This is a genomic window from Paenibacillus sp. J22R3 (assembly GCF_056269305.1).
Genome location: NZ_JBWDNS010000007.1, coordinates 138,437 through 161,947, shown reverse-complemented (window position 1 = coordinate 161,947; position 23,511 = coordinate 138,437). Strand labels below are relative to the sequence as shown.

The 23,511-nt window shown below is 49.8% G+C and carries 20 protein-coding genes; 16 read left to right on the top strand and 4 right to left on the bottom strand.

What is annotated here, in order from left to right:
* Window positions 1-47: 47 nt before the first annotated feature.
* The gene (locus AC0YN4_RS26690; protein ID WP_475837285.1) at window positions 48-782 is read right to left on the bottom strand and encodes an ABC transporter substrate-binding protein; all 735 of its coding nucleotides are present in this window, start codon (window positions 780-782) and stop codon (window positions 48-50) included.
* A gap of 194 nt (window positions 783-976) precedes the next feature.
* On the opposite strand from AC0YN4_RS26690, the gene AC0YN4_RS26685 reads away from it, so the two are divergent.
* The 5 genes from AC0YN4_RS26685 to AC0YN4_RS26665 all read left to right on the top strand — a co-directional run bounded on the left by AC0YN4_RS26685 (window position 977) and on the right by AC0YN4_RS26665 (window position 9,979).
* Complete coding sequence (locus tag AC0YN4_RS26685; RefSeq protein ID WP_475837232.1) at window positions 977-5,059, top strand: S-layer homology domain-containing protein; 4,083 nt, start codon at window positions 977-979, stop codon at window positions 5,057-5,059.
* A 171-nt stretch (window positions 5,060-5,230) separates the two neighbouring features.
* Window positions 5,231-6,133, top strand: a complete 903-nt coding sequence (locus AC0YN4_RS26680; RefSeq protein WP_475837231.1) for a DMT family transporter — start codon at window positions 5,231-5,233, stop codon at window positions 6,131-6,133.
* A gap of 53 nt (window positions 6,134-6,186) precedes the next feature.
* Window positions 6,187-7,086 (top strand): AraC family transcriptional regulator, encoded by a 900-nt coding sequence (locus AC0YN4_RS26675; protein ID WP_475837230.1) that lies wholly within the window; start codon window positions 6,187-6,189, stop codon window positions 7,084-7,086.
* Between the two features lie 464 nt (window positions 7,087-7,550).
* Window positions 7,551-8,162: a 2OG-Fe(II) oxygenase gene (locus tag AC0YN4_RS26670; RefSeq protein WP_475837284.1), complete on the top strand. Its 612-nt coding sequence runs from the start codon at window positions 7,551-7,553 to the stop codon at window positions 8,160-8,162.
* A 14-nt stretch (window positions 8,163-8,176) separates the two neighbouring features.
* A complete protein-coding gene (locus AC0YN4_RS26665) occupies window positions 8,177-9,979 on the top strand; it encodes an MBL fold metallo-hydrolase (RefSeq protein ID WP_475837229.1) in 1,803 nt (600 codons plus the stop codon).
* A gap of 175 nt (window positions 9,980-10,154) precedes the next feature.
* Here AC0YN4_RS26665 and AC0YN4_RS26660 read toward each other — a convergent pair whose 3' ends face one another.
* Both AC0YN4_RS26660 and AC0YN4_RS26655 read right to left on the bottom strand, forming a co-directional pair.
* Window positions 10,155-10,481, bottom strand: coding sequence for a hypothetical protein (locus tag AC0YN4_RS26660; protein WP_475783716.1), 327 nt, complete (start codon window positions 10,479-10,481; stop codon window positions 10,155-10,157).
* A 77-nt stretch (window positions 10,482-10,558) separates the two neighbouring features.
* Window positions 10,559-12,142 (bottom strand): class I adenylate-forming enzyme family protein, encoded by a 1,584-nt coding sequence (locus tag AC0YN4_RS26655; RefSeq protein ID WP_475837228.1) that lies wholly within the window; start codon window positions 12,140-12,142, stop codon window positions 10,559-10,561.
* A gap of 385 nt (window positions 12,143-12,527) precedes the next feature.
* Here AC0YN4_RS26655 and thiM point away from each other — a divergent pair, with 385 nt between their 5' ends.
* The 11 genes from thiM to AC0YN4_RS26600 all read left to right on the top strand — a co-directional run bounded on the left by thiM (window position 12,528) and on the right by AC0YN4_RS26600 (window position 23,194).
* Window positions 12,528-13,340, top strand: a complete 813-nt coding sequence (gene thiM, locus AC0YN4_RS26650) for a hydroxyethylthiazole kinase (RefSeq protein ID WP_475837227.1) — start codon at window positions 12,528-12,530, stop codon at window positions 13,338-13,340.
* On the top strand, window positions 13,337-14,152 hold the full coding sequence (gene thiD, locus AC0YN4_RS26645) for a bifunctional hydroxymethylpyrimidine kinase/phosphomethylpyrimidine kinase (protein ID WP_475783719.1): 816 nt from the start codon (window positions 13,337-13,339) through the stop codon (window positions 14,150-14,152). The genes thiM and thiD overlap by 4 nt, the downstream gene beginning before the upstream one ends.
* Window positions 14,149-14,826, top strand: a complete 678-nt coding sequence (gene thiE, locus AC0YN4_RS26640; RefSeq protein ID WP_475837226.1) for a thiamine phosphate synthase — start codon at window positions 14,149-14,151, stop codon at window positions 14,824-14,826. Before thiD ends, thiE begins: the two co-directional genes overlap by 4 nt.
* A gap of 237 nt (window positions 14,827-15,063) precedes the next feature.
* Window positions 15,064-15,357: an RNA polymerase alpha subunit C-terminal domain-containing protein gene (locus tag AC0YN4_RS26635; protein ID WP_475837225.1), complete on the top strand. Its 294-nt coding sequence runs from the start codon at window positions 15,064-15,066 to the stop codon at window positions 15,355-15,357.
* Between the two features lie 121 nt (window positions 15,358-15,478).
* On the top strand, window positions 15,479-16,531 hold the full coding sequence (locus tag AC0YN4_RS26630) for a cysteine peptidase family C39 domain-containing protein (RefSeq protein WP_475837224.1): 1,053 nt from the start codon (window positions 15,479-15,481) through the stop codon (window positions 16,529-16,531).
* An 88-nt stretch (window positions 16,532-16,619) separates the two neighbouring features.
* A complete protein-coding gene (locus AC0YN4_RS26625; RefSeq protein ID WP_475783847.1) occupies window positions 16,620-17,516 on the top strand; it encodes a LysR family transcriptional regulator in 897 nt (298 codons plus the stop codon).
* Window positions 17,517-17,613: 97 nt separating this feature from the next.
* Window positions 17,614-18,051: a rhodanese-like domain-containing protein gene (locus AC0YN4_RS26620; protein WP_475783723.1), complete on the top strand. Its 438-nt coding sequence runs from the start codon at window positions 17,614-17,616 to the stop codon at window positions 18,049-18,051.
* A gap of 174 nt (window positions 18,052-18,225) precedes the next feature.
* Window positions 18,226-19,107, top strand: a complete 882-nt coding sequence (locus tag AC0YN4_RS26615) for an aminoglycoside phosphotransferase family protein (RefSeq protein WP_475837223.1) — start codon at window positions 18,226-18,228, stop codon at window positions 19,105-19,107.
* Window positions 19,108-19,244: 137 nt separating this feature from the next.
* A complete protein-coding gene (locus AC0YN4_RS26610) occupies window positions 19,245-20,819 on the top strand; it encodes a spore germination protein (RefSeq protein ID WP_475837222.1) in 1,575 nt (524 codons plus the stop codon).
* A gap of 19 nt (window positions 20,820-20,838) precedes the next feature.
* Window positions 20,839-22,059 carry a Ger(x)C family spore germination protein gene (locus tag AC0YN4_RS26605; protein WP_475837221.1) on the top strand — a complete coding sequence of 407 codons (1,221 nt, stop codon included), beginning with the start codon at window positions 20,839-20,841 and terminating at the stop codon, window positions 22,057-22,059.
* A gap of 19 nt (window positions 22,060-22,078) precedes the next feature.
* Window positions 22,079-23,194, top strand: coding sequence for a GerAB/ArcD/ProY family transporter (locus AC0YN4_RS26600; RefSeq protein WP_475837220.1), 1,116 nt, complete (start codon window positions 22,079-22,081; stop codon window positions 23,192-23,194).
* On the opposite strand, the gene AC0YN4_RS26595 is transcribed toward AC0YN4_RS26600, so the two are convergent.
* On the bottom strand, window positions 23,156-23,440 hold the full coding sequence (locus AC0YN4_RS26595) for a YczF family membrane protein (RefSeq protein ID WP_475783728.1): 285 nt from the start codon (window positions 23,438-23,440) through the stop codon (window positions 23,156-23,158). The genes AC0YN4_RS26600 and AC0YN4_RS26595 overlap by 39 nt on opposite strands.
* Window positions 23,441-23,511: the final 71 nt, after the last annotated feature.

The following is a 23,511-nucleotide window of genomic DNA, read 5'->3' as shown; positions in this document are numbered from 1 at the left end:
CATCTAACAGATGACAATCCCGGCCTTGTTGTAGTTATAAGCATGATTCATTCGAGATGCGAGGAGAAGAGCTGCGGAACGTTGCTGAGAAAAATATCGTGCTGACTCGCGGCATAATCACTCCATGGAGCCTCGAAGCAGGAGTAACCGGAGGCGAGATGGATCTTGCCGTTGCGGACAGGAGCGAGCTCGCGCCACACTTCGGATTGGGAGAGCCGGCCCCATAACGCTTGCGCGGCTTCATCGCCTTCTACATGAAGCAGAATTCGATCGGCCGCTAATTCAGCAAGCTCATGGGGCTGGATAGGTCGCTTCCATTCGAGCTCGGATAGGGTCGTCGGAGCGGGTATGCCCAGGTCGTCGTACAACACCGTACCGGCTCTGCGCCCCCACACATATAGCTGGTCCCGGCAGACGAGCAAGACAAGCAAGGCGTCTTGTCTAATCAGAGGTGACAGCGATTCTTTGGTCGCGGCTGCTTTGCGATCGTAGCGAGTCAGCCATTTGCGTGCTACTTCCGGCTTGCCAAGCAGCTCCGCAATCAATGTCAGTCGACGCCGCCAATCGTCCTCGTTACGCAGAAACAGGGTAGGCGCTATCGAATTCAACCTCGCACGCTCTTCCGGCGGAATAAGATCCTCAATCCCGATAATGTAATCTGGCTGTGCTTGCTGCAGGGCAAGCAATTGACCGAAGTTGATCCAGCTGTACGCGGCAACTTTAAGTTTCTGGTTACGCTGATATCGTGCTCTCTTTTTTGGAAAGACCGCACTATTAGTGATTGTGGGATGTTGTCTGACGGAAACACCGAGATGTCGAAAAATAATGCGCGTTTAGATCTAGGAAACGACAAACTTTTCACGGAAAATGACATAAAATTAGCGGGAGTTAACAATCTTGTGAAAAGATGTCGATAAATTACAAATCAGCTCACATCACCTTTAAAAAATACGATTTCTGGGGGAAGACCACACGTATGAAATGTATTAGGGGCTTTAGAGGATTAAACGTTTTTATGATTGCAGCACTTATTTTCACCTTTATAGTTCCATTTGGTAATTACGCAAGTGCTTCATCAGCGCCGACACCTGCATTGACCGATGTTTCGCTGAATATGGGCTCAGCTATAAATAAAACTCTCGTGGACAATGAACGGGACAAGATGTACGTGACCACTAGAGATACGAACCAGTTGCTAATCATAAACTTAGTTACATTTCAGATTGAGAAGCGCATAAATGTTGGTTCGACGCCAAATGGAATAGATATGGACGGGGATAAGCTCTACGTTGCTTTGAGCGGGGCTACATTTATTGCCGTCATCGATTTGGACGAACAGGTTGTAACTACGATGCTTCCTACAACGGGCAAACCGATCCATTTGGCCGTTGATGGAGATATTCTGTTCTATTCTAATGACGCTCCTTTTAGTGCGATTTACCGTAAAGATCTAGCCAATTCCGAAGCTTCAGATACGAAGCTCGAGAGCTCGCCGAGAGATCCGTTATTAACAATTGACCGTGAGGCACATGTTCTCTACGCTGGTCAAACAGAGGTTTCCGCGTACGAACTTAACGCTTATTCCTTGGATGGTGCTAAACAGTGGACGATTCAGCCTAGTGGGGGATTTGCGGGAACGTTATTCGTTAAGGATGGTTCTGTTTACTATGGAAACCTTCGGATTAACAGCGCGAACCACGTTATCATTTCAAGATCAGTTGCCGGCTATTATCAGGCTGCAACGGACGAATTTTTGTATTCTAATGGCGCAATCGTGACGAAAGACGAAGCAAAGACTGTTGTAAAAATAGCCGATTCGACCAATAGTGACGAGCGTTTGGCCATCGACGAGAATGGGAGCGTCTATACCTACGAGGTCAGGAGCTCACCGATGATTCGCAAAAGGACCTTCGAAATGAGCGCTGATCTCCCGGCGATTCAGTATGTCTCGGACCCCGAACATAACCGCATTCTGCTAGACAATAATTTGACCGCGTTTGCTATGGGCAAAGACGAGCAATACGTCTATGCGATTGCACAGAATTCAAACCGGTTGCTCCAAATCGATACAGACAACTTTCAAGTCGTTCAAGACCGATATATTGGCATCAGCCCGACGGATATCGATATCAGGGATGGTATTATCTACGTTTCGCTTGGTGGCAGTACACATTTAGTAAAGATTGACACACAGAATGAAACCCAATTTCTAGCGCCGATTACTGAAATTGAAGTGGGTTCCTATACGAGCAACGTCGAAGTCGGTAATGGAACGGCCTATTTTACGACACCTGGAGGCTTTGGCAATGTTAACATTGTGAACGGCGATTCCACTTTGACAGTATTGCCGCTCAGCTATAGCACGCCATTCTTGAAGCTCTCCTCTGACGGTGCTGCTCTATATATCGGAGAGACTGATACGTCAGGCGGTCAGCTATTTAAGATGGATACGTCGACAAATACGATTATCTCATCGACGCCGACGAGTTATTCGAATCCACCTGAAAGTATCATTCAGGATGAGAATGACCACTTCATCTATTACGCGTCGAATCGGTTATCATCTGAGAATCTGGCGACTGTCTACGGCGTCTACAAAAATGATTATTATAACGCCATGCTGCTTCATGCACGCGGTCCTATCGTAGTTGCTGCTAACGGACTATACGATCGGGATAGCTTCAATCCATCGTACACATTCCCATTTACAGCATCGTATGGATACGTTAAAAATGACGGATCAATCCTTTTGTTTACTACTGTAGGCATGGGTCCTGATCCGGTATACGCGCTTATGAAATTCAATGATGTCGATGATTTAAGCAATCAAATTAAGCTCGGTTATCATCCTGTGTATGCAAGCTTTATAGACGAAAGTGAAACTGAGAGTGTGATCCAAGGTGACTTAACGTTTTACCCTGGCCTAATGGCAGTTAGCGACACCAAATATCGAATTCGATATTACGATGCGAATGGTAGAACAATTCCTGATGTAAGTGACGATTATAGCTACTCTTATGATCGGGAAGACAATGGCAGCTATGTTCATACGTTATACAAATCGATGCCAGCGGCCATTACGACAATCGGAGTAACGCCTGTCGTATCACTCCCTTTAAACAAAACACTGGTCATGGAAGACTCGGAGCGCCTTATTCATTTGTGGAGAACGGATAGCTATTATGTAAATAACCTTGTTTTTCATGATACAAATGCGGATACGAATAAAATCAGTGGACAAGTTACCTTCGATAAAGCTTCAGGTGAGATGGCAGGAAGCAGGTACGCCATTTGGTTCGGTGGAGAGGATGATGTCCTCGGTGATCCAATCGGCTACGTGAATGCAACAGGTGCGGCAAGTTATTCGTTTACGCTTCCAGCGAATACGGTCATACCGAATGGCGCAATAGTGCTTGCGGTTCAGGTTGAAGATTCGAACAAGGAAGGGGCGCCGGGATATTCCCTTATCGAAATTCTTGATCGAATGACTATTACGCCGAACCAGTCGCAAATCTCAGTGTCCAACGTAAATGGGACATCCGATTCTGTCACGGTAACTGGTCTTCAATCAGGAGACATCGTGAAAGTTTTCAATTACGAAGGTGTCTTGTATGGACAAAGTGTAGTCAGTTCAGGCCAAACTTCTGCAACGTTATCGGGCTTGAATCTTGACAATCAGTTGCCGGCACTGTTCGTCACGGTAACTTCTCCAGGCAAACGTGAGAGTTTCTACGTGTTAAAAGAGTACACTCCGACAAATGGCGAGGACAATAGCGGTGGAGTCGGCGGCGGCGGTGGCGGTGGCGGTGGTGGTGGGATACCCATCTTTGGAGGCGGCGGTTTCATGCTGCCGAACTTGGAAGATACATCTGGGGGAATCAAAGCCACAGGCGAAACGGTCGATAATCCTGATGGCACGAAGCAGTTTGTCGTCAAACTGGATGATAAGGCGCTGGACATCTATTTAACAAACTGGGATAAATCAAATCATCAATTTGATATTATAGTGGAGGACAAATCAGAACGAGTGACACTCGTTCTGAGCGCCGACCAATTGACCAAAATACGCAGCAAAGATGAGAAGGCCGTCATTCACTTGCAAGGTGAGAGGGGCATGGTTATTCCTGTAAGCCTTATGAATCTATACGGTGTTGATCATTATTCAATTGAAGTAACGCCATTGAAAGATTCACTTAACGACTCTGTGCAGAAGCTGATCAACAATGAGTCTTTACAGCTTGTTGGTCAAGTGTACGATTTTAAAATTATGGCGTATAAAACGAACAGAGCTACAGTTGAGATTCATAATGCCGACCAATATATTGGACACGTTATTACGCTACATGCCGCAACACAACCGATTGAAACGCTATCCGCTGTAATGTACGATACCGAAACGAATCAAATCATTCCCGTTCCTGCGACATTTAAGAAAGAAGGGGACAAAATTACTGCGGTGATCTATCGAAAAGGGAATTCCATGTATTCTGTTGTAAAGAAAGAAGCTAATTTCAGTGATGTATTAACTACACATTTTGCCAAAGAAGCGATTAAGAAGCTGGCGGGACGTATGGTCATTAAGGGTTACGAGGATGGCTCCTTTAAGCCGGAAGGTTTTGTAACGCGTGCAGAGGCGGCTTCGATGCTGGTCAAAGCACTGGGCATTATGCCTGTCGGTACAACTTCAAAGTTCACAGATATCGTCAAAGGATCTTGGTACGAAGGATACATTGCTGCTGTTGCACAGGCTGGCTTGTTTAAAGGTTATCCGGACGGTACCTTCCACCCGGACGAATTGATTACCCAGCAAGAAATGCTCGCAATCGTGTACCAGGCGATGCAGTACGGAGGATATACGCATACGGATGTCTTGGTGCCAAGGCAATTCAATGAGAATGCCGGTTATAAAAAGTGGTCGGCGCAGGCGGTGGATGCCCTTCTGCAAGAAGGTATCATACTGAAGGATGAGAAGTTCCCGATTCAAGCCTCCAAACAAACGACGCGTGCTGAATTTGCAGAGTTGCTTTATCGCATGTTGGGGAATTTAAAATTCATCTAAAAGTACAACTTTCCCTCACTTAATTTTGAAAAACGGACCGCGATGACCCCTTATATGAGGGGCATCGCGGTTCAATTTTTTTTAGGGGGTAAATCAGTATACAAAGGTTCCGGTATTTTTGGTATGGTTAGTTGGTGTTTCAAAAAGATTGGCTGGGAGAGACGACATCTTATGAGTAAACAAATGAAATCCAGTTTATTGCTTCTTATTACGGCTTGCATCTGGGGGTCCGCTTTTGTCGCACAGCGCGAAGGGATGTCCTATGTAGGGCCGTTTACCTTTAATGCCGTTAGATTTGCGCTAGGTGCATTATCCTTGGTTCCCCTCATCATCTGGCTGGATCGAAAATCTCGAAAATCATCCCAAGAAATTGTGGCTTCGGTCAAGAGCTCAGCCGTCTCCGGCTTCATAGCAGGTCTGATCCTCTTCTGCGGGGCGTCGTTGCAGCAAATCGGACTCATTTACACAACAGCGGGCAAAGCCGCTTTCGTCACAGGTCTATATATTGTTATTGTACCGTTTCTGGGCTTGTTTCTAAAGCAGCGGATTAATGCGAACAGTGCAGTAGGTGCGATTATAGCGGTTTACGGTTTATATTTACTATGCTTAAAGAGTGATTTGACGCTCGGAACCGGCGACTTATACGAGCTCGTAGGGGCATTCTTCTGGTCGGCGCATATTCTGCTGATCGACAAGCTATCTCGGCGAACGGATGTCATTAAGCTGTCGTTCTTCCAGGTGGTAACCTGCTGCGTGCTTAGCTTTATCGTTGCTTTTGCAACAGAGACGATCGAATGGACAGGACTGTCGCAGGCCCTTATTCCTCTACTGTATGGCGGAATTTGCTCTGTCGGGATTGCTTACACCCTGCAGGTTGTTGGTCAGAAGGGTGCGCATCCTACGCAGGCGGCGATTATTATGAGCATGGAAACGGTATTCGCGGTTATAGGCGGTTATTTGATCCTCGGTGAGTTGCTGGATACACGCGGCGTCGTCGGTTGTGTGTTTATGTTGGTGGGGATGATTATTCCGCAGCTGCCGCCAATTAGGAGAAACATTATCGTGCAGGAATAGTTGCGACTCCCAATTACCGCTGCTCTATACTTCAATTGAAAGGAGGGAATGAGATGGATTGGCTTACGAGGATGAATCGTGCTATGGACTACATCGAAGCGAATCTAACCGGAGAGATTGATTTGGCAAAAGTGGCTCGTGAGGCATGCTGTTCATCCTATCAGTTCCAAAGAATGTTCTCGTTCATTACGGATGTGACGCTTGCCGAGTATATTCGGCGTAGACGCCTTACGCTTGCCGCACTGGAATTGCAGAATAACGCTGCTGCCAAGGTAATCGATGTTGCACTTCAATATGGGTACGAATCGCCGGTTTCTTTTGCACGAGCCTTTCAATTGCTGCATGGTGTCACACCTGCAATGGCCCGGCAAGACGGGATTGCACTCAAAGCTTATCCTCGTCTTTCCTTCCTTATCGCAATTAAAGGGGCAGAGGCGATGAATTATCGGATTGAATCGAAAGAAGCTTTCCAGGTGTTCGGCATTGAAGGCGTGTTTCAAACTAACCCGGACAGCGAGGATCAGCCTACACCGGCACAATTGTGGCAGCAATGCCATGCGAATGGCGAAGTGGAGCGATTAGCTGCACATGCAGGAGACTTGCCGGCATTCGTGAGTCGGAATTTAAGTAAAGTACATGCGGTATGTAGTTATAAACCAACCGACGACGATACATTTCCGTATATGTTGTGTGCCTTTAAGAGCGAATCCAGTAAGACGGACGGGTATTCAACAATAACCATTCCGGCATATACATGGGCTATTTTCCCCTCAGATCCATTCACTTGGGATGCATTCGATGAGGTTATCGAGACGTTATATCGGCGCTTCTTCACAGAGTGGCTGCCAACGGCGGGATACGAGCAGGTCGATGGACTGGACTTTGAAATCTACGGCGGTTCGGACGGACTGAACTACTTTGAATTATGGTTTGCTGTGAGGAAAATCGCTTAAATTGCACACGTGGATGCTAAAAGAAGGGCCGGGAATCCTCCTCACGGGATTATTCTCGGCCCTTCTTTTGCAGTTCGGACGCTTAGTTCTCATTGGAATCCCGCATGAGCAGCGGTGCGTCCCGAACAGCGTGTAGCGGAATGCGCTAACGAACCGTACAGGTCTTATTTGCCTGAAAATAGCTCCGGAAAAATGCTAACGAACCCTACAGGTCTTATTTGGTGGTTTGCCCTACGGTTCGTTAAAATCTCGTGGCGCGGGTGGTGTAAGGACAATCTGGTGGTACAGGAGGGGAATCCTGTACCTTTTTTGCGTCTGCGCAGTGTGGCCAATCCATCACATGGAAGGGTTTTCCGACTCCTCTGACGAATGAGTAACCAACTGGAATACCGTTTCACTCGACTACATCCTCAGTATTCGAGGTAGAGGAGGACGGGACATTGTCGATTAAAGAGCAGACGATTATGAACGTGAGCAGAAACAAAATTATAACCACGGATCAGGAAATTACGATTGTCGGCAGGATCGAAGAACCGCTAATTCTCATCTTGGAAAATGTTTTGAGCCACGCCGAGTGTGATACGTTGATCGAATTGGCTGCAAACCGCATGCAGCGTGCCAAGATCGGCAAGTCCCACGAGGTAAGCGATATTCGCACCAGCAGCAGCATGTTCTTCGAGGAAAGCGAGAACGAATCCATTCATCGAATCGAAACCCGGGTAGCTGAGCTCATGAATATACCGATCGCCCATGCAGAGCCGCTGCAAATTTTACATTATCAAGCCGGTGAACAGTATCAACCTCATTATGACTATTTTAAATCCGGACACGCCGTAAACAATCGCATTAGCACGCTAATCATGTATTTAAATGATGTGGAGGAAGGCGGAGAAACGAACTTTCCTTCCCTTCAGTTTGCAGTAACGCCTAGAAAAGGAAGCGCTGTCTATTTTGAATACTTCTATACTGAAGAGCGGCTAAATGAGCTCACCTTGCATGGGGGAAATCCCATTGTGGTTGGTGAGAAGTGGGTGGCGACCCAGTGGATGAGAAGACAAATTCATCGCTATGAATAGGGGGGTTAGTGGTTATGTTGAAGCAAATTTCCACGAGTCTATTTCAATATGAGGATACTTGTCTGGTGTATGTGATTAAGAACGGGAGCGAAGCGGTCTTAATCGATTTTGGATCAGGTGCTGTGCTGGAAGAGCTGGCAACGATCGGCATCGACAAGGTAACGGATGTGCTAATGACGCACCATCATCGCGATCAAGGACAAGGACTGGACAAAGCGGTTGCGGCCGGGGTGCGCGTGTGGGTTCCCCATTATGAGCAGGATTTGTTTGCCCAAGTGGACCAACACTGGCAGGGCCGTGAAATACTCGTGAATTACAATGTACGCCAAGATAAATTCTCCTTGCTCGAACCCATCTCGATAGCTGGGACACTGAAGGATTATGCGAACCACAACTTTGGCGGGTATTCGTTTAACGTTGTTCCAACCCCCGGTCACACCACAGGGTCGATTACGCTGACAACCGTATTGGATGGCAACCATGTTGCATTTACAGGGGATTTGATCGCCGGCTCGGGGAAAGTTTGGTCCATGTCGGCCACTCAGTGGTCGTATAACGGCTGCGAAGGGGTCAATAATACGATCTGTTCATTAACGGCTCTGCGGGATAAAGGCTTACAAATGCTGCTTCCGTCACACGGCGAAATAATGGAGCAGCCCACCGCTGCGATTGAACCCTTAATCGAGAAACTAGAGCAGCTTCTCCGGCTTCGTGGCCAATATTCGGATTTCGAGTCTTTCAAGGAACCGGAGTTTCGGGAAATTACCCCTCATCTGCTTTGGAATGCGCGCAGCTTTGCCAATTCCTATGTTCTCCTCTCCGAGAACGGCAAAGCGCTTCTCATCGATTATGGCTATGCAAACCTACCTGCAATCTTCATAGCAGGAACGGATCGCGCCTCACGCCGGCCATCCCTCTTCCCCATTGAGCAGTTGAAAAAGCAATATAACGTGAACAAGATAGATGTGGTCATACCAACGCATTATCATGATGATCATGTGGCCGGGTTTAACCTTCTGCGTGATGTCGAAGGTACGGAGACGTGGGTAGCCGATAATTTTGCCGATTTGTTCGAAAATCCATCCCACTACGACGTGCCCTGCATTTGGTATGATCCGATCCCTGTAGACCGCAGAATCCCCCTCGAGCAGACTGTTTCTTGGGAGGGGTATGACATCCGTCTCTACGAGCAGCCCGGCCATACACTCTATGCGGTTGCGATCTCGTTCGAAGTCGATGGTAAGCGAGTATTGGCTATCGGAGATCAGCAGGGCAACGACGGGAATTTGAATAATTACGTGTATCAGAATCGGTTCCGTTCGCATGACTATGTGTGGAGTGCAGAGTTGTACAAGAAGCTGAATCCTGACCTCATTGTTTCCGGCCACTGGGACCCGCTATGGGTGGAGGAAGGTTACTTCGATAAGCTGAAGCGGGACGGGGAAAGCTTGAAGCAGCTGCATGATGAACTGCTGCCTTTGGAGAAGATTAATCTAGGTGCGGAAGGGTACTGTGCATGGATTAAACCTTACCAAGTCGAGGTCGGCAACGGGGAAACGACTGAGATTGCGGTTGAGGTGTTAAATCCGTTCTCACGCAGGGAAAAGGTGACCGTTCGACTGGTTACACCTCCAAGCTGGAACACGGAGGCGGATGAGCAGCAGCTGGAGGTCGATCCACACCAGGTGGAGACGATACAGTTCGCTATTACAGTTCCTGCAGGGGTCTCTGTGAAGCGTGCCCGAATCGCCGTCGATATTACGATTGGAGATCAGAAGCTGGGTCAGCAGGCGGAAGCGCTTGTGACGGTGAAGTGATTTCAGTTTTTTATGATACCAAAAAGAGAGCAGGCAATGTCGCCTGCTCTCTTTTTGTCGTAGCTATAAAGGAAGCGGGATCTATTGCATCCGCAGTGTGCTCGGTTCGTGCATGCACACTGCTCAAGCCCTTGAAGCGGGGGCCATTTTATTCGCGAGCCTAATCAAAGTAGTATTAGTTGCTGCCTGAAATCACATAATCCGTGTTCATAAGCGTATACGTAATGGTACTGTTCGTGTTGATTAAGGCATCAAAATCGCTTTCGAGGGTCACGACGAATTGCATTTTGCTATAGAGGTCACCTTCGAAAATCGTGAAAATCAGGATCCCATTTAGATAAGTGTTGTCGTCGTCGCCGTAAGCAACCTCTTCTGTCCCAAACGGTCCAAGGGTAAAGGATTCCGTGCCATATTGGTTGTAAGGCTCAAATCCTGCGCGGATAAACAGCGTAATATCCAATGCGGCTCCGGTGGTATTCACAAACGTTTTCAAACCTGCCATGAGGTGTATCCTCCTTTCAGAGCGGGATACACTATTCTATTCTAGTATTTTCAGATTGCTAGGACTACTCGATAGAATTAGTTAATCACCCGTGTTCCTCCCAGTCGCCAGAAGCGCTTGCGAATTGCCGCTTTGTCCAGCTTTCCCACCGATGTTCGCGCGAGACTCTGAACGACTTCCAAACGAGTAGGCAGCTTATATTCCGCAAGACGTTGCTGGCAGTACAGCCTTACTTCTTCTAAGGTGAGTGCCGAGCCCTCTCTGATAGTGACTACGGCAGTGACTTCTTCCCCCTCATCCGGTAATGGCGTTCCGATAACGGCAACTTCAACAATGGAGGGATGTTTACTTAAGACCTCCTCGACTTCAGAGCCGTACACATTGGAGCCGCTAACGATGACGATATCTTTCTTTCGATCGAGTAGATACAAATATCCGTCTTCATCGAACCTGCCCAAGTCTCCGGTATACAGCCAGCCACCGCGAATCGCTTTGTCTGTTTCCTCCGGATTGTTCCAATAACCGAGCATGATTTGATCGCTTTTGCAAATAATCTCGCCTACTTCTCCCCGCGCGACATCGTGAATACCAGAATCATCGACGATCCGTATTTCAAAAGGTTTCTGTCCCCAACCGGCGATATGTGAGGGGTTTCCCACAGACAAAAGTCTATCCGCTCTACCTTCTGCGAAGCACTGATTGATGGAGAGGTGACTGATGAATTGACCGCTTTCGGTTTGCGCGTACACTTCGGTCACATGTGCATTCGGAAAAACTTCTCGTGCCTGGAGGAAGGTTTTTCTGCTTATAGGAGCTCCTCCACATGAGAGTCCTTCTATAGACTGTAGGTTTCGGGATTGAATATGTTCCAAATGGACAATGTCTCGGAAGAGAAGCCCCACTGTACCGAGGAACTTTAATTGTTCACGTTCAATTAGATCGACAACCTCTGCAGCTTGCAGCGGGTAGGAATCCGGATAAATGAGGCAGCCGCCTTCGAATAAGGTCGTCCATAGAATGAATTGGCCGGTTAGATGAGCTTGATTGGGGACAAGAGATTTCTTGCTTGGGTTGTGCCCTCCGACTCGATCGGGATTCATAAAGGACCAATTACGGATACTGCGATGGGAATGCATAACACCTTTGGAACGACCCGTCGTGCCGCCTGTATAAATAATTAGCGCAATATCATCAGGGTTCGCGGCATACCATCGTTCGAGAGGTGTGGACAGGGAGATGAACTGTTCGATGGAATGCGGGGCGGAATTGCCACCTGCTGACTTGCAAGAAACGAGATTAGCTATGGATATCGAAGTGACTGCTGCGGTAATGTTCGATTGATCGGCGTCGTACACGACAGCAGCGGGAGAGGCGTCTTGAAGGATCTGTTTCAGTTCAGTCGGCGTTAAAGCGGGAAATAGGGCTACCGGAATTGCGCCAATAGCGACCGCTGCACATTCTGCAACGGCAAGGTAAGGGGAGGGGTCACTTAGAAGTGCAATTCGATCCCCAGGCTTGATGCCAAGCTTGTGAAAACCATAGGCGACACAGCTAACTTGGTGCAGTAGCTCAGCGTAAGTCAGCGTTTCGCGGTTACGCTTCATGGCGCAGTTGGCAGGGAGCATACGAGCCACATGAGGCAAAATCTCTGACAGCAGCATAGCGTCAATAACCTCCTCGCTCCAAATCTTATTATTCCCATTATTTTACTTGTAATAAAAGTACCACTAGAACGGTTTGCGGGCAAATCGTGTTTACTTATAGCCGAAGAAAGTCTTTATTATATAAGGCGTGCGGAGCCTGCGAATTTCGTTGCAATTTTGGATGTCTTGGATTACACTGATCACAATCGAATAAGCGCGGGAGCTTGTAGAAACAGGCTGAGAGTACGACTAATCCGTCGTAGACCGTTTAACCTGTTGGGTAATGCCATCGTAGGAAGTTCACGGCTGTCGTGCGCATTGTTGCGCCTTACCCTCTTTTTGCGGGTAAGGCGTTTTTTTGATACTCGATTGGCAAAATAGCAAAGTAGAGGTGGCCGAGGCTATGAATATTCAAGCAGTAGCAAGCAAGCTGAGACAAGTAAGGGAAACGAACCCGTTAATTCACAATATTACGAATGTCGTCGTCACCAATTTCACGGCAAACGGCCTGTTGGCATTGGGAGCATCGCCGGTTATGGCCTATGCCAAACAGGAAGTTGCGGATATCGCCAAAATATCGGGAGCATTAGTGCTTAATATTGGAACGCTGAACGAAACAGAGATCGAAGCGATGAAGCTGGCGGGAAACTCAGCGAACGCGCATGGTGTACCGATCGTGCTGGATCCGGTTGGAGCGGGAGCTTCGGCTTATCGCACGGATACTGCGAGAGGATTGCTGGCAGAGGTGAAAATCAGCATCCTTCGGGGCAATGCCGCCGAAATCGCAAACGTTGTCGGTCGCGAATGGTCGATCAAAGGCGTCGATGCCGGAACAAGCGGCGGCGATGTTGTCGAATTGGCTAAGTATGCGGCTACGCAGCTTAGTACAGTCGTTGTAATTACCGGTGAGGCTGACATCGTTTCTGACGGAACGAGAACGTTTGCCGTGCGTAACGGGGATGCGATTCTGACGCGCGTTACCGGAACGGGCTGTCTGTTGACGTCGGTTATCGGCGCATTCGCGGCAGTGGAGAGCGATCTAATCATTGCTTCGGTCGCTGCATTGGCGGCATACGGCGTAGCAGCTGAGCTTGCTGCCGTAAAGGCGGTCGGACTAGGACCCGGCAGCTTCCAAATCGCGTTCCTCGATCAATTGTCGAACGTAACCGTAGAGGATATCGAGAAGCTGGGCCGAGTGGAGCGGATTGAAGCATGAGTAGTATAGCGAGAGCATTAACGATTGCAGGCTCGGATAGCGGCGGCGGTGCCGGCATTCAAGCGGATTTGAAGACCTTCCAAGAGCTGCGGGTATATGGGATGTCGGCGATAACGGCTGTTACATCGCAGAATACGCTAGGCGTGCGGGGGATTTATCCGCTTACGGCTGATGCGGTTCGGTCGCAGATTGAGGCCATTGGCGATGATCTCGGCACGGATGCGGTTAAGACGGGCATGCTGTTCAACGATGAAATTATTGTTGCGGTTGCCGAGGAAATCCGCCGCTACGGCTGGAGCAAGGTTGTTGTCGATCCGGTTATGATCGCCAAAGGCGGGGCATCGCTGCTGCTGGATCAAGCGGTTCGCGCGATGAAAGAAACGCTGCTTCCGCTTGCTTGGGTCGTCACGCCTAATGTGCCGGAAGCGGAAGCGCTGACGGGGATGACGATCTCCGGCATTGCTGCACGCAAAGAAGCAGCGAAACGGTTGGCTGATTTCGGCGCCAAGCATGTCGTGCTCAAAGGCGGCCATGACCTGTCCGATGACGGCCAAGCAATCGATATTCTCTATGATGGACGGGACTTCTATGAATTTAGCAGCCAGCGGAGAGAAACGCGTCATACCCATGGCACGGGTTGCACGTTCGCTTCCGCGATTACGGCTGAGCTTGCCAAAGGCCGCGACGTGACTGAGGCTGTCGAGGTTGCCAAAGCATTCATCCAGGCGGCGATCGAATACCCGCTTGGTCTTGGACAAGGGCACGGGCCGACCAATCACTGGGCGTACCGCGATCAGGAGAGCGGACGATGAGCGCTGGGGCATGGCAGGATGATGCCATTCGTGAGGCGCTGCGGCTTTATTTCATCATGGGGAGCAACAACTGCTTGCCGGGACGCGATCCCGTGCAGGTGTTGGCGGAAGCGATTAGAGGCGGCGTCTCGATGTTTCAATTCCGGGAGAAAGGCAGCGGCGCGCTTGTGGGCGATGCCCGAGTAGAGCTTGCTTGGCGGCTTCGTGAGCTGTGCCGTGAGCATCGCATTCCGTTCATCGTGAACGACGATGTCGAGCTGGCCCTGGAAGTGGACGCGGACGGTGTCCATGTCGGCCAGGAAGATGAGGCGGCATCGACCGTACGCCGGTTGATCGGCGATGACAAGCTGCTTGGCGTCTCTGCCTACGATGCGCGGGAAGCTGAAGCGGCAATTCGTTGCGGTGCGGACTATTTAGGCATAGGGCCGCTGTTCTCCACGCGCACGAAGGAGGATGCCAAGGACGCCTCGGGCCTTAGCGTGCTTACGCAGATGCGTGAACTGGGCATGCACATCCCAATCGTCGGCATCGGCGGAATTACGGACGCGAATGCGGCTGATGTGGTCCGCGCCGGAGCTGACGGGATATCTCTGATCTCTGCGATATCGCTGGCCGAGGAGCCGTTCGCGTCATCCAAGCAGCTGCGTCAGCTCGTCGACGCGGCCGTCGGGTGAGAACAGATAAGTAAAAAGGCGTGGGAAACTGTGTTGGCAGTGTCCCATGCCTTTTTTGCTAGGGTCATCATTTGCAGCATTGGGTCCCATGTAGCCCACCGGGAAGTCTACATGCTAGTGAATTTGCAGCATTGGCTCAACTTATTGTCGGAGGACAACCGGAGGCGACAGCAACCGGTCTTTTTGCGGTACAATAAACAAAACGGAACATTCCCGGGAGAGGATGGTTTTACACCGATGACAACGACTGAGAAGTCCTTACGTACCTGCAGGAAAGGACATAAGTATTATAAAAGCACGGATTGTCCTACCTGCCCGACCTGCGAGCAAGAGCGGAAGCCAGAGAATGGATTTCTGTCTCAGCTGTCGGCCCCGGCAAGACGAGCATTGGAGAATAACGGGATTACGACAGTAGAGCAGCTATCTAGCTATTGTGAAAGGGACATACTCAAATTTCACGGGATGGGACCCGGTTCAATGCCTAAGCTGAGAGCGGCGTTGGAGGCAGTTGGGTTGTCTTTTAAGCAGTAAGTCTGCGTACAGAGCATGGTGAGCGTATCGCCGCTGCTCTGTATTTTTTTATGTGCGGCAGGTAATCTGGATAATAATGGTGAATGGTCTCTGTAAGATATTGCGGAGGTGGTGCTGCCAAATGCAAGAGGATACGATCGTTCAGCCTAGCATTGTGGTAAAGCTCGAGAATTATAAGTTCAGCGGCCTGGATGCCTCACTTGTCGGTGCCATCAAGTCGGTTGCTGACTACTATCAGCTTCCGCTAACGACATCATGGATCTATGGCATGACTGGTATTGCCTTCCTGCACATCCTTGACGAGAACATGTGTGAGCCCAATGGCGGACCGCTTGAACCGGAGGTGTTTGCGCTCGCTCGTAATTTTGGCGTGGATATTGAGGGTTATCACTTACATGCAGAGGGAGAGGCTTTCACTCAATTACAAGCGGAGGCTTGGGAGAAAGCAAAAGAAGCCATCAACGCGGGGCAGCCTGTCTTTGCCAAAAACATCGATATCGGCAACCAGTCGTCGGTCATCTATGCGTACAACGATCAAGGGTACTACACCTATACTTGGCACACGGGTTATGAGCACAGTGAAGATGTGATACCGTGGAATCAGTTAGGGTTAAGTCAATGCCCGTGCATCAATTGTGTACATGATCGTGAGTCGTCAGGAACGCAAACGGATTCCACCAGCCGACTAATCTCACTGCACTGGGCAAAGTCTATTCCAGCCGCGAAAGAGAATCAGGCTGCTCTGAAAGAAGCACTCGAGTTCGTCATCCAGTTAAATGAGACAGGCTTCTATCAATGGTCCGGCAAAACCTATTTCGTCGGATCGCATGCCTATGAGCGCTGGTTAACGGCACTTGAATGCAAGCGGCTAGATAAATATTTCTTCAGTTTGTTCGTCGAAATCATAACGGAAGCAAGGCATCATGCAGCCCGGTTTCTGTCCGAAATCAGAGCGAGCATGACGAATCTCAACCTCAACCTCCTAGATAAACTCATACTCACCTATAACGAAATCGCGGCTAAGGGTAAGGCGTTAAAGGACATGTATCCATATACGGAACCACGCACGCAAACACTCGAACAGAGCGAACACTGCGCAGTACTCCTGAGAGAGCTCCAGGCATTGGAATCGAAAGCATTAATCACGCTGCGAGAGCTCCATTCGAGTTTATAAGCCGCACATGGCTCAGCTACGTATGGATTGCCGTAACGGCGAGATCATGATAAAGTAGCGGGAACTTATAGGAATGGGGTCGGTACCCGTGGAACTGACGTACTTGAAGACTTTTCGCGAGGTAGCCAAGTGTGGAAGCTATACGCGAGCAGCGGAGTCGCTGGGTTATGCCCAGTCGAGCATCACGTCGCAGATTCAGAAGCTGGAAGAAGCTTACGGGGCAGTCCTGTTGGAGCGGTTCGGAAGAGGCATGAAGCTGACGATGGCCGGTGAAGCGCTCCTGCACTATGCCAACGATATCTACAGACTGCATGAAGAGTCCAAAGAAGTCGTAGCCAAACAAGCCAAGGGGACGCTCTCGATTGGGACGATTGAGACATTAGCAGCCTTCTACCTCCCGCCGCATCTACAGGCTTATCGCCGCGAGTTTCCGGACGTTAACATTGTCATTCAGCCGGCGAATGAGCCGTTTATTATCGAAGCGGTCAAAGAAGGAGAGCTCGACATCGGAATCATCTTGGATCCTCCGTTCACGGACCCGGAGCTTCACAGCAGCATCCTGCGAGAAGAAACGCTTGTTATCATCACAAGCCCCAATCATAAATTAAATGGACAAAGCGAAGTCCATGTCGAGGATTTGGAGAGCGAGTCCCTCATTCTGACGGAGGATGGCTGCACATACCGGGCGATGCTGCTCAAGGTGCTGAAGGGCAATCAAGTGAGCTTCAGTCTCTCCTATGAGTTTGGCAATTTGGAAGCGATCAAGCAGTGTGTCATCTATGGACTTGGGATTGCCTTGGTGCCTCGGATTACGGTGGCCGAGGAAGTCCGCAAAGGCCAGCTAATCGCGATACCTTTTGTCCACCCGGACTGTAAGTTCTACACGCAATTGATCTACTCGAAGAAGAAATGGAAGTCAAAGGCGTTCAATGGCTTCGTGGAACTGCTCAGCGCCGGCGGAACTGCTAATTATCGAAATGAGTGAAGTATAGTATAGATTTCTATCGATAACTCCATGGTTAGGGGCTGTGATACATTGAGATCAACAAACAACAACCACAACCCTACCGGAGGTAATCCAAATGACCATTCAAACACGCCAATCTCTCGTGCTCGAAACACCAGCTGCATCGCCTGAGCATACGCATCGTCACTTTATGAACAAACTAGCTGTGGAAACCGATGTTGCGGATGTACGGTATGACATGCAGCAGGGTCTGAATGACTTCCTGCTCATCGATGTTCGCAGCACGAAAGCCTATGAAGAATGCCATGTTCCTGGCGCGATCAGCCTGCCTTCCAACAACATCAGCCCAGAGACGACAGCTGCATTCTCGAAGGAACAAGTCATCGTGGTCTATTGCTGGGGACCGGCTTGCAATGGCGGCACCAAAGGCGCGGCGCGATTATCCGGTCTTGGCTTTCAAGTCAAAGAGATGCTTGGCGGCATCGAATACTGGCGGAAGGAAGGGAACGAAGTGGAAGGGACACTTGGACAATCGGCTCCCTTGATCGGGTAAGGAGTCGCTGCGGTCCGACTCGACCTAATAAATGTTGTTTTTCTTGCAACAAAAGTAGCCTATAACAGCCGACAAGGTGGATTTGTTGCGCATTATGCAACATTATGGCGCGAATCGTCTTGTGGGGCGGGACAAATCAATATTCACAAAGCACGAAGGAGTTTATGATATCGAATGACGGAGATTAACGCAGAGCTAGTAAGCAGACTTATCCAAGGCCAGTTCCCGCAATGGGCGGACTTGCCGATCTATCCGGTTGCCAATAGCGGCCATGATAATCGCACTTTCCATTTAGGTAGCACGATGAGTGTCAGGCTGCCAAGTCATGAGTCGTATGCGGCGCAGGTCGAGAAAGAATTAACTTGGCTGCCTAAGCTTAGACCGCACCTTACTTTACCTATACAGGTTCCTTTAGCTAAAGGGAATCCTGCGGAAGGCTATCTGTGGCCATGGTCCATCAATCGATGGATTGAAGGGGAAACCGTAAGCCTTGCTTCAATAGACGATCTGAATCAACTAGCTATAGATTTAGCCGCTTTCTTACAAGAGCTTCAGGCCATTCCGGCTTCGGAAGGACCTCCTTCGGGAGCGCATAATTTCCATCGAGGCGGTTCACTAACTGTCTATCATGAGGAAACGAAGGCTGCACTCGAGAATCTGAAGTCGGACCTCGATACAAAGGTGTATCATGAAATGTGGAACCTAGCTTTACAGTCACAATGGACGGGTACGCCGGTCTGGGTGCACGGTGATATCGCTCCGGGCAATCTCTTGGCGCAGGCTGGGCGACTTAGCGGCGTCATCGACTTTGGCATACTGGGCGTTGGCGATCCGGCCTGCGATTACGCGATGGCATGGACATTCTTCGATCCCGTAAGCAGGGAGGTCTTCTTGCGTGAACTTGGCTGTGACGAAGGAACACGCCACCGGGCATGCGGCTGGGCACTATGGAAGGCGCTTATCACCTACAACTGGCATGACAGAGAGTCTGCTGCGGCAGTAGAGGCTAAACGTGTCCTGGATATTATTAAAGGCGAGTATGAGCAGTCTAATTAACAAACAAATAGCCGGTAACTCTTCATTCGGGAGAGTTGCCGGCTTTTTCTATCCCAATAGGTAAAAAAAGGGCGAACAAGGCATACTAGCCAATGTGGCACGCAGATCAATTGCAGGTCGAAGGAGATTCAACTCTGATGAGGATACGTAGAGCGATATTCGGCCATAGCAGGGCGGGTGGTGGCGGCAAGGAGAATCGCGCCGTTGCGCCCGGGCAGCTTGAAACGGATTTGGATGCCAATATAAACCGAATCCGAACGGAGCTGGTATCCAGCCCGGATCTCATTGTGCGTAAATTCACGCTGCGTACGGGACTACCGCTTCACGTGGCGGCGGTTTATCTGGATACCATTACAGATAAAGAAATGGTGAACGAATTTGTGATGCGCTCGCTCATGTCGCCATTTCTGCCGCAAATCCCGGAGGACGCGGATTCTACGGAGGCTGCTTTCCGGTTTATCTGCGATAATGCGCTCGCGGTCGGGCAGATCGAAGTGCTCGATAATTGGACATCCATGCTGCTCGAATTGTTGACCGGCAAGACACTCCTCATTGTCGATGGCTGGGGCCAGTGTGTCTGCGGCAACACGATTGGCGGTGAGAAACGTGCCGTTTCGGAGGCGAGCACTCAAGTTGTCATTCGGGGACCGAAGGACAGCTTCTCCGAATCGATCGCGACGAATATCGCACTGGTGCGACGCCGGATACGGAGCGCGAAGTTCGGCTTTGAAGCAATCAAGATTGGCTCCGTTACACAAACCTCTGTTGCGATGCTTTATATAGAGGGAATCGTCAAGGACGACATCAAGCAAGAAGTAAGAAGCCGGTTGGAGAAAATCAATACAGACGCGATCTTGGAATCCGGGTATATCGAGGAGTTCATCGAAGACAACTGGAGCTCTCCTTTCCCAACGGTGTACAACACGGAGCGACCCGACGTCATCGCCGCTAATTTGCTTGAGGGACGTATTGCGATCTTGGTTGACGGAACGCCTTTTGCCTTGGTGGTACCAACCGTGCTTTCGCAATTTTTCGCGGCTGCAGAAGACTATTACCAGCGCTATGATATTGGCACCTTCATCCGATTATTGCGCTATGTGGCATTCATCATTTCGTTGTTCGGACCGGCTGCCTATATCGCTTTAACGACTTTTCATCAAGAGATGCTGCCAACGACACTCCTCATCAATTTGTCGGCGTCCAGGGAAGGTGTCCCTTTTCCGGCGTTGGTCGAAGCTTTCATTATGGAGATTTGCTTTGAGATCCTAAGGGAGGCCGGCATTCGGATGCCTCGAGCGGTTGGACAAGCCGTGTCGATCGTAGGCGCGCTGGTTCTGGGTGAAGCGGCTGTCCAGGCAGGCATCGTATCCCCGATCATGGTCATCGTAGTGTCCATAACCGCGATCGCGAACTTCTCCATTCCGGCCTACAATCTGGCCATTACGGCACGCATGCTGAGATTCCTATTCATGATGGCGGCCGGATTGCTTGGCTTCTATGGCATTGTACTAGGCATGATCATGATGGTAGCCCACTTGAATGCATTGCGCTCATTCGGCGTATCCTTCTTGTCTCCGCTCGTGCCATTCAAATACAAGCAGATGAAAGACGTGTTTGTCCGTCTCCCGCACTGGAGCCTTGAAGCCCGGCCGGACGATACGGCGAAGGATACCGTTCGGATGCCTCCGGGGCAAAAACCAGAGAGCGAGTGAGTCAGGGAGGTTCAGTCTAATGGAGATCGGAAAACGATTGGCTAAGCTTGCCCTAATTGCAGTCTCATTGGCTTCCGCCTTGTTCGCAACCGGCTGCTGGAACAGCAGAGAGCTGAACAAGCTTGCGATTGTGACGGCTATGGCTATCGACAAAGCGGAGCATTCCGATCAATACGAGCTCACCTTCCAGGTTGTCATCCCGGGCGAGTTAGCGAAGTCGAGCAATAGCGGAGGTGGAGGAGGTGCGCCGTTCTCCATTTACAGCGTGCGCTCCAAAACCTTGTTTGAAGGCATACGTAAGGCATCCAAGCAGGTGCCGAGGCAGTTATTCTTCTCTCACATTCAAGTTGTGGTTCTCGGCGAGAGGCTCGCAAAGGCGGGAATCGAAGAAATTTTCGACTTTTTCGAACGATCGCATGAGGTGCGGCTAACTTCAATGCTGCTCGTTGCCAAGGGCAGCTCCCCAGGGAAATTAATTAGTACGATCACGCCGCTTGCACCCTTGCAAGCCGAGGCTGTTCTGGGAGCAAGCGAATTCTCGTCGAAAATTTGGTCCAGCTCTCCCGACATCGGAATTGACGAGGTAATCCGGAAGTTGATCAATCCGGGGGCAGATCCATCCATCAGCGGACTCCGATTGCTAGGGGATAATCAGAACGTGACGCAGCAGCAGAACCTGGGGCAGACACGTCTTCCTTATCACCTTGAAATTTCAGGCATTGCCATGTTTCATGACAAGAAGCTCGCGGGATGGCTGGAGAACTCAGAAGCGCGCGGGTACATGTTCATCATCAATGGAATGAATAGCACGATTATGAATTTGTCATGCGAAGGGCAGGCAGATGGCGTTGCGCTTGAAGTAATAAAAAGTAAAACGAAGACGCAGGTTTCGATGAAAGACGGTCATGTGAATGTGGATATCGTCGTGAAAGCAGAGGGAAACGTGGCCGAAGTCAAATGCGGCATTCCGCTTACGGAACTATCCGTGCTGAACAAGCTGGAGCAAGAATGGGGTGAATTGGTCAAATCCAGCATGATGGCGGCGATTCAACGTGCGCAAGCCGTCCATTCCGATGTGTTTGGTTTCGGTGAAGTGCTGCAGCGCAGTCATCCGAAGGCATGGAAGCAAGTACAAGACAATTGGGCGGAAGCATTCTCGGAAGCGGAGGTGAGCATCACCTTCCAAGGGCAGATCATGAGATCGGGCATGAGGGGCAAATCGCTAATGGAGAAGCCTTGATACAGGGAGGAATGGCAGCATGAAAAGCCGGGTGGTACACATTGGGCCGCTGCATTTGTTTGCATGGATTACCTTATTCGAGCTGGGAACAGCCGTCGTCATTCAGATGGGGATGGAAGCAAAGCAGGATGCCTGGATTGTCATTGTACTCGGCTGCCTGTGCGGCGTTGCCCTGTTTGCCGGGGTGTTCGGCACGCTGTACAGACTGTATCCCGACCTTCCCTTGACAGGGTACATACGTCAAATCATAGGCCCTGTTCCGGGATGGATGCTGGGCTTCGTGTACCTGCTTTATTTCATCTATATTTCCGGGCGCGATGTCAGAGACTTTGCCGATTTGTTATCCGCTGCCGCTTATGATGTCACACCGCTGTTCGCGCTCTCGTTGTTCATGCTGATCGCGGTCGGGTATACGATTCGTCTGGGAGTCGAGGTGTTTGGAAGAACAACCTTTGTTTTCTTCCTGATCTGCTGCTTCATGTTTCTGTTCATCATCGTCTTGGTGATGTTCTCGGATTTGTCGGATGGGAAGCGGCTGCTCCCGGTGCTTGGCGAAGGATGGACCCCCGTCTGGAAGGCACTGTTTCCCACGAACATTACGTTTCCATTCGGCGAGATGATCGTCATGACGATGTTCCTGCCTTACCTGAACAAGAAATATAAAGCGGTCAAAATCGGTACCGGGGCGATGGTGTTCAGCGCGATACTGCTCTGCATTGCTACCTATGTGAATACGTCCGTGCTGGGCACCGAAATCGCTTCGCGAGCGACATTTCCTCTGTTTACGTCCTTGAGTCGACTAAGGTTGTCTGAAATTGTGCAGCGAATGGATTCGATTGTGCTCTTCTTATTTATCATTACCAGCTTCGTCAAAATCGGCACCTTCATGTTTGCCGCGATCTTGGCCGCTAGCGATCTGTTTTGGATTACAGATCATAAGACACTAATTATGCCGATTGGCTTAATTGTGTTGTTCTCATCGCTTACGATCGCGGGAAGCTTAACGGAACATCTGCAGGAGGGACTTAAGATCGTGCCGTATTACCTCCATCTGCCTCTCCAGTACGCGATTCCAACCGTACTCATGCTGATTGGCTTAATTCGGCGCAGAGGGCGATCCGTCACTTCCTCCTGACGAGGTTGGGTTGTCAGGCGCTGGCATGAGCTTGCGTACAAGAGCCGTAAACGGCTTGCGAACATAGAAGAAGAGGAGTGCCGCAAGCATGATTCTCTCGACCAAATCCAGCATGGCGAACGGGAATATTAAATTTCTGATCATGCGGTCCGGAGGAAGCCCTTGGAGGAAATCCATGGACAAATCCCATGCGATGATGCAAGGGAAAAGTAAGGCGAATACAGCGTAATGCTTATGATTCTTCATTATGGGGCACCTTCCTTACTGTTGATGCAAGTATTATTCCCTAAATTTCATACAAAAGGCCGTGACAATCG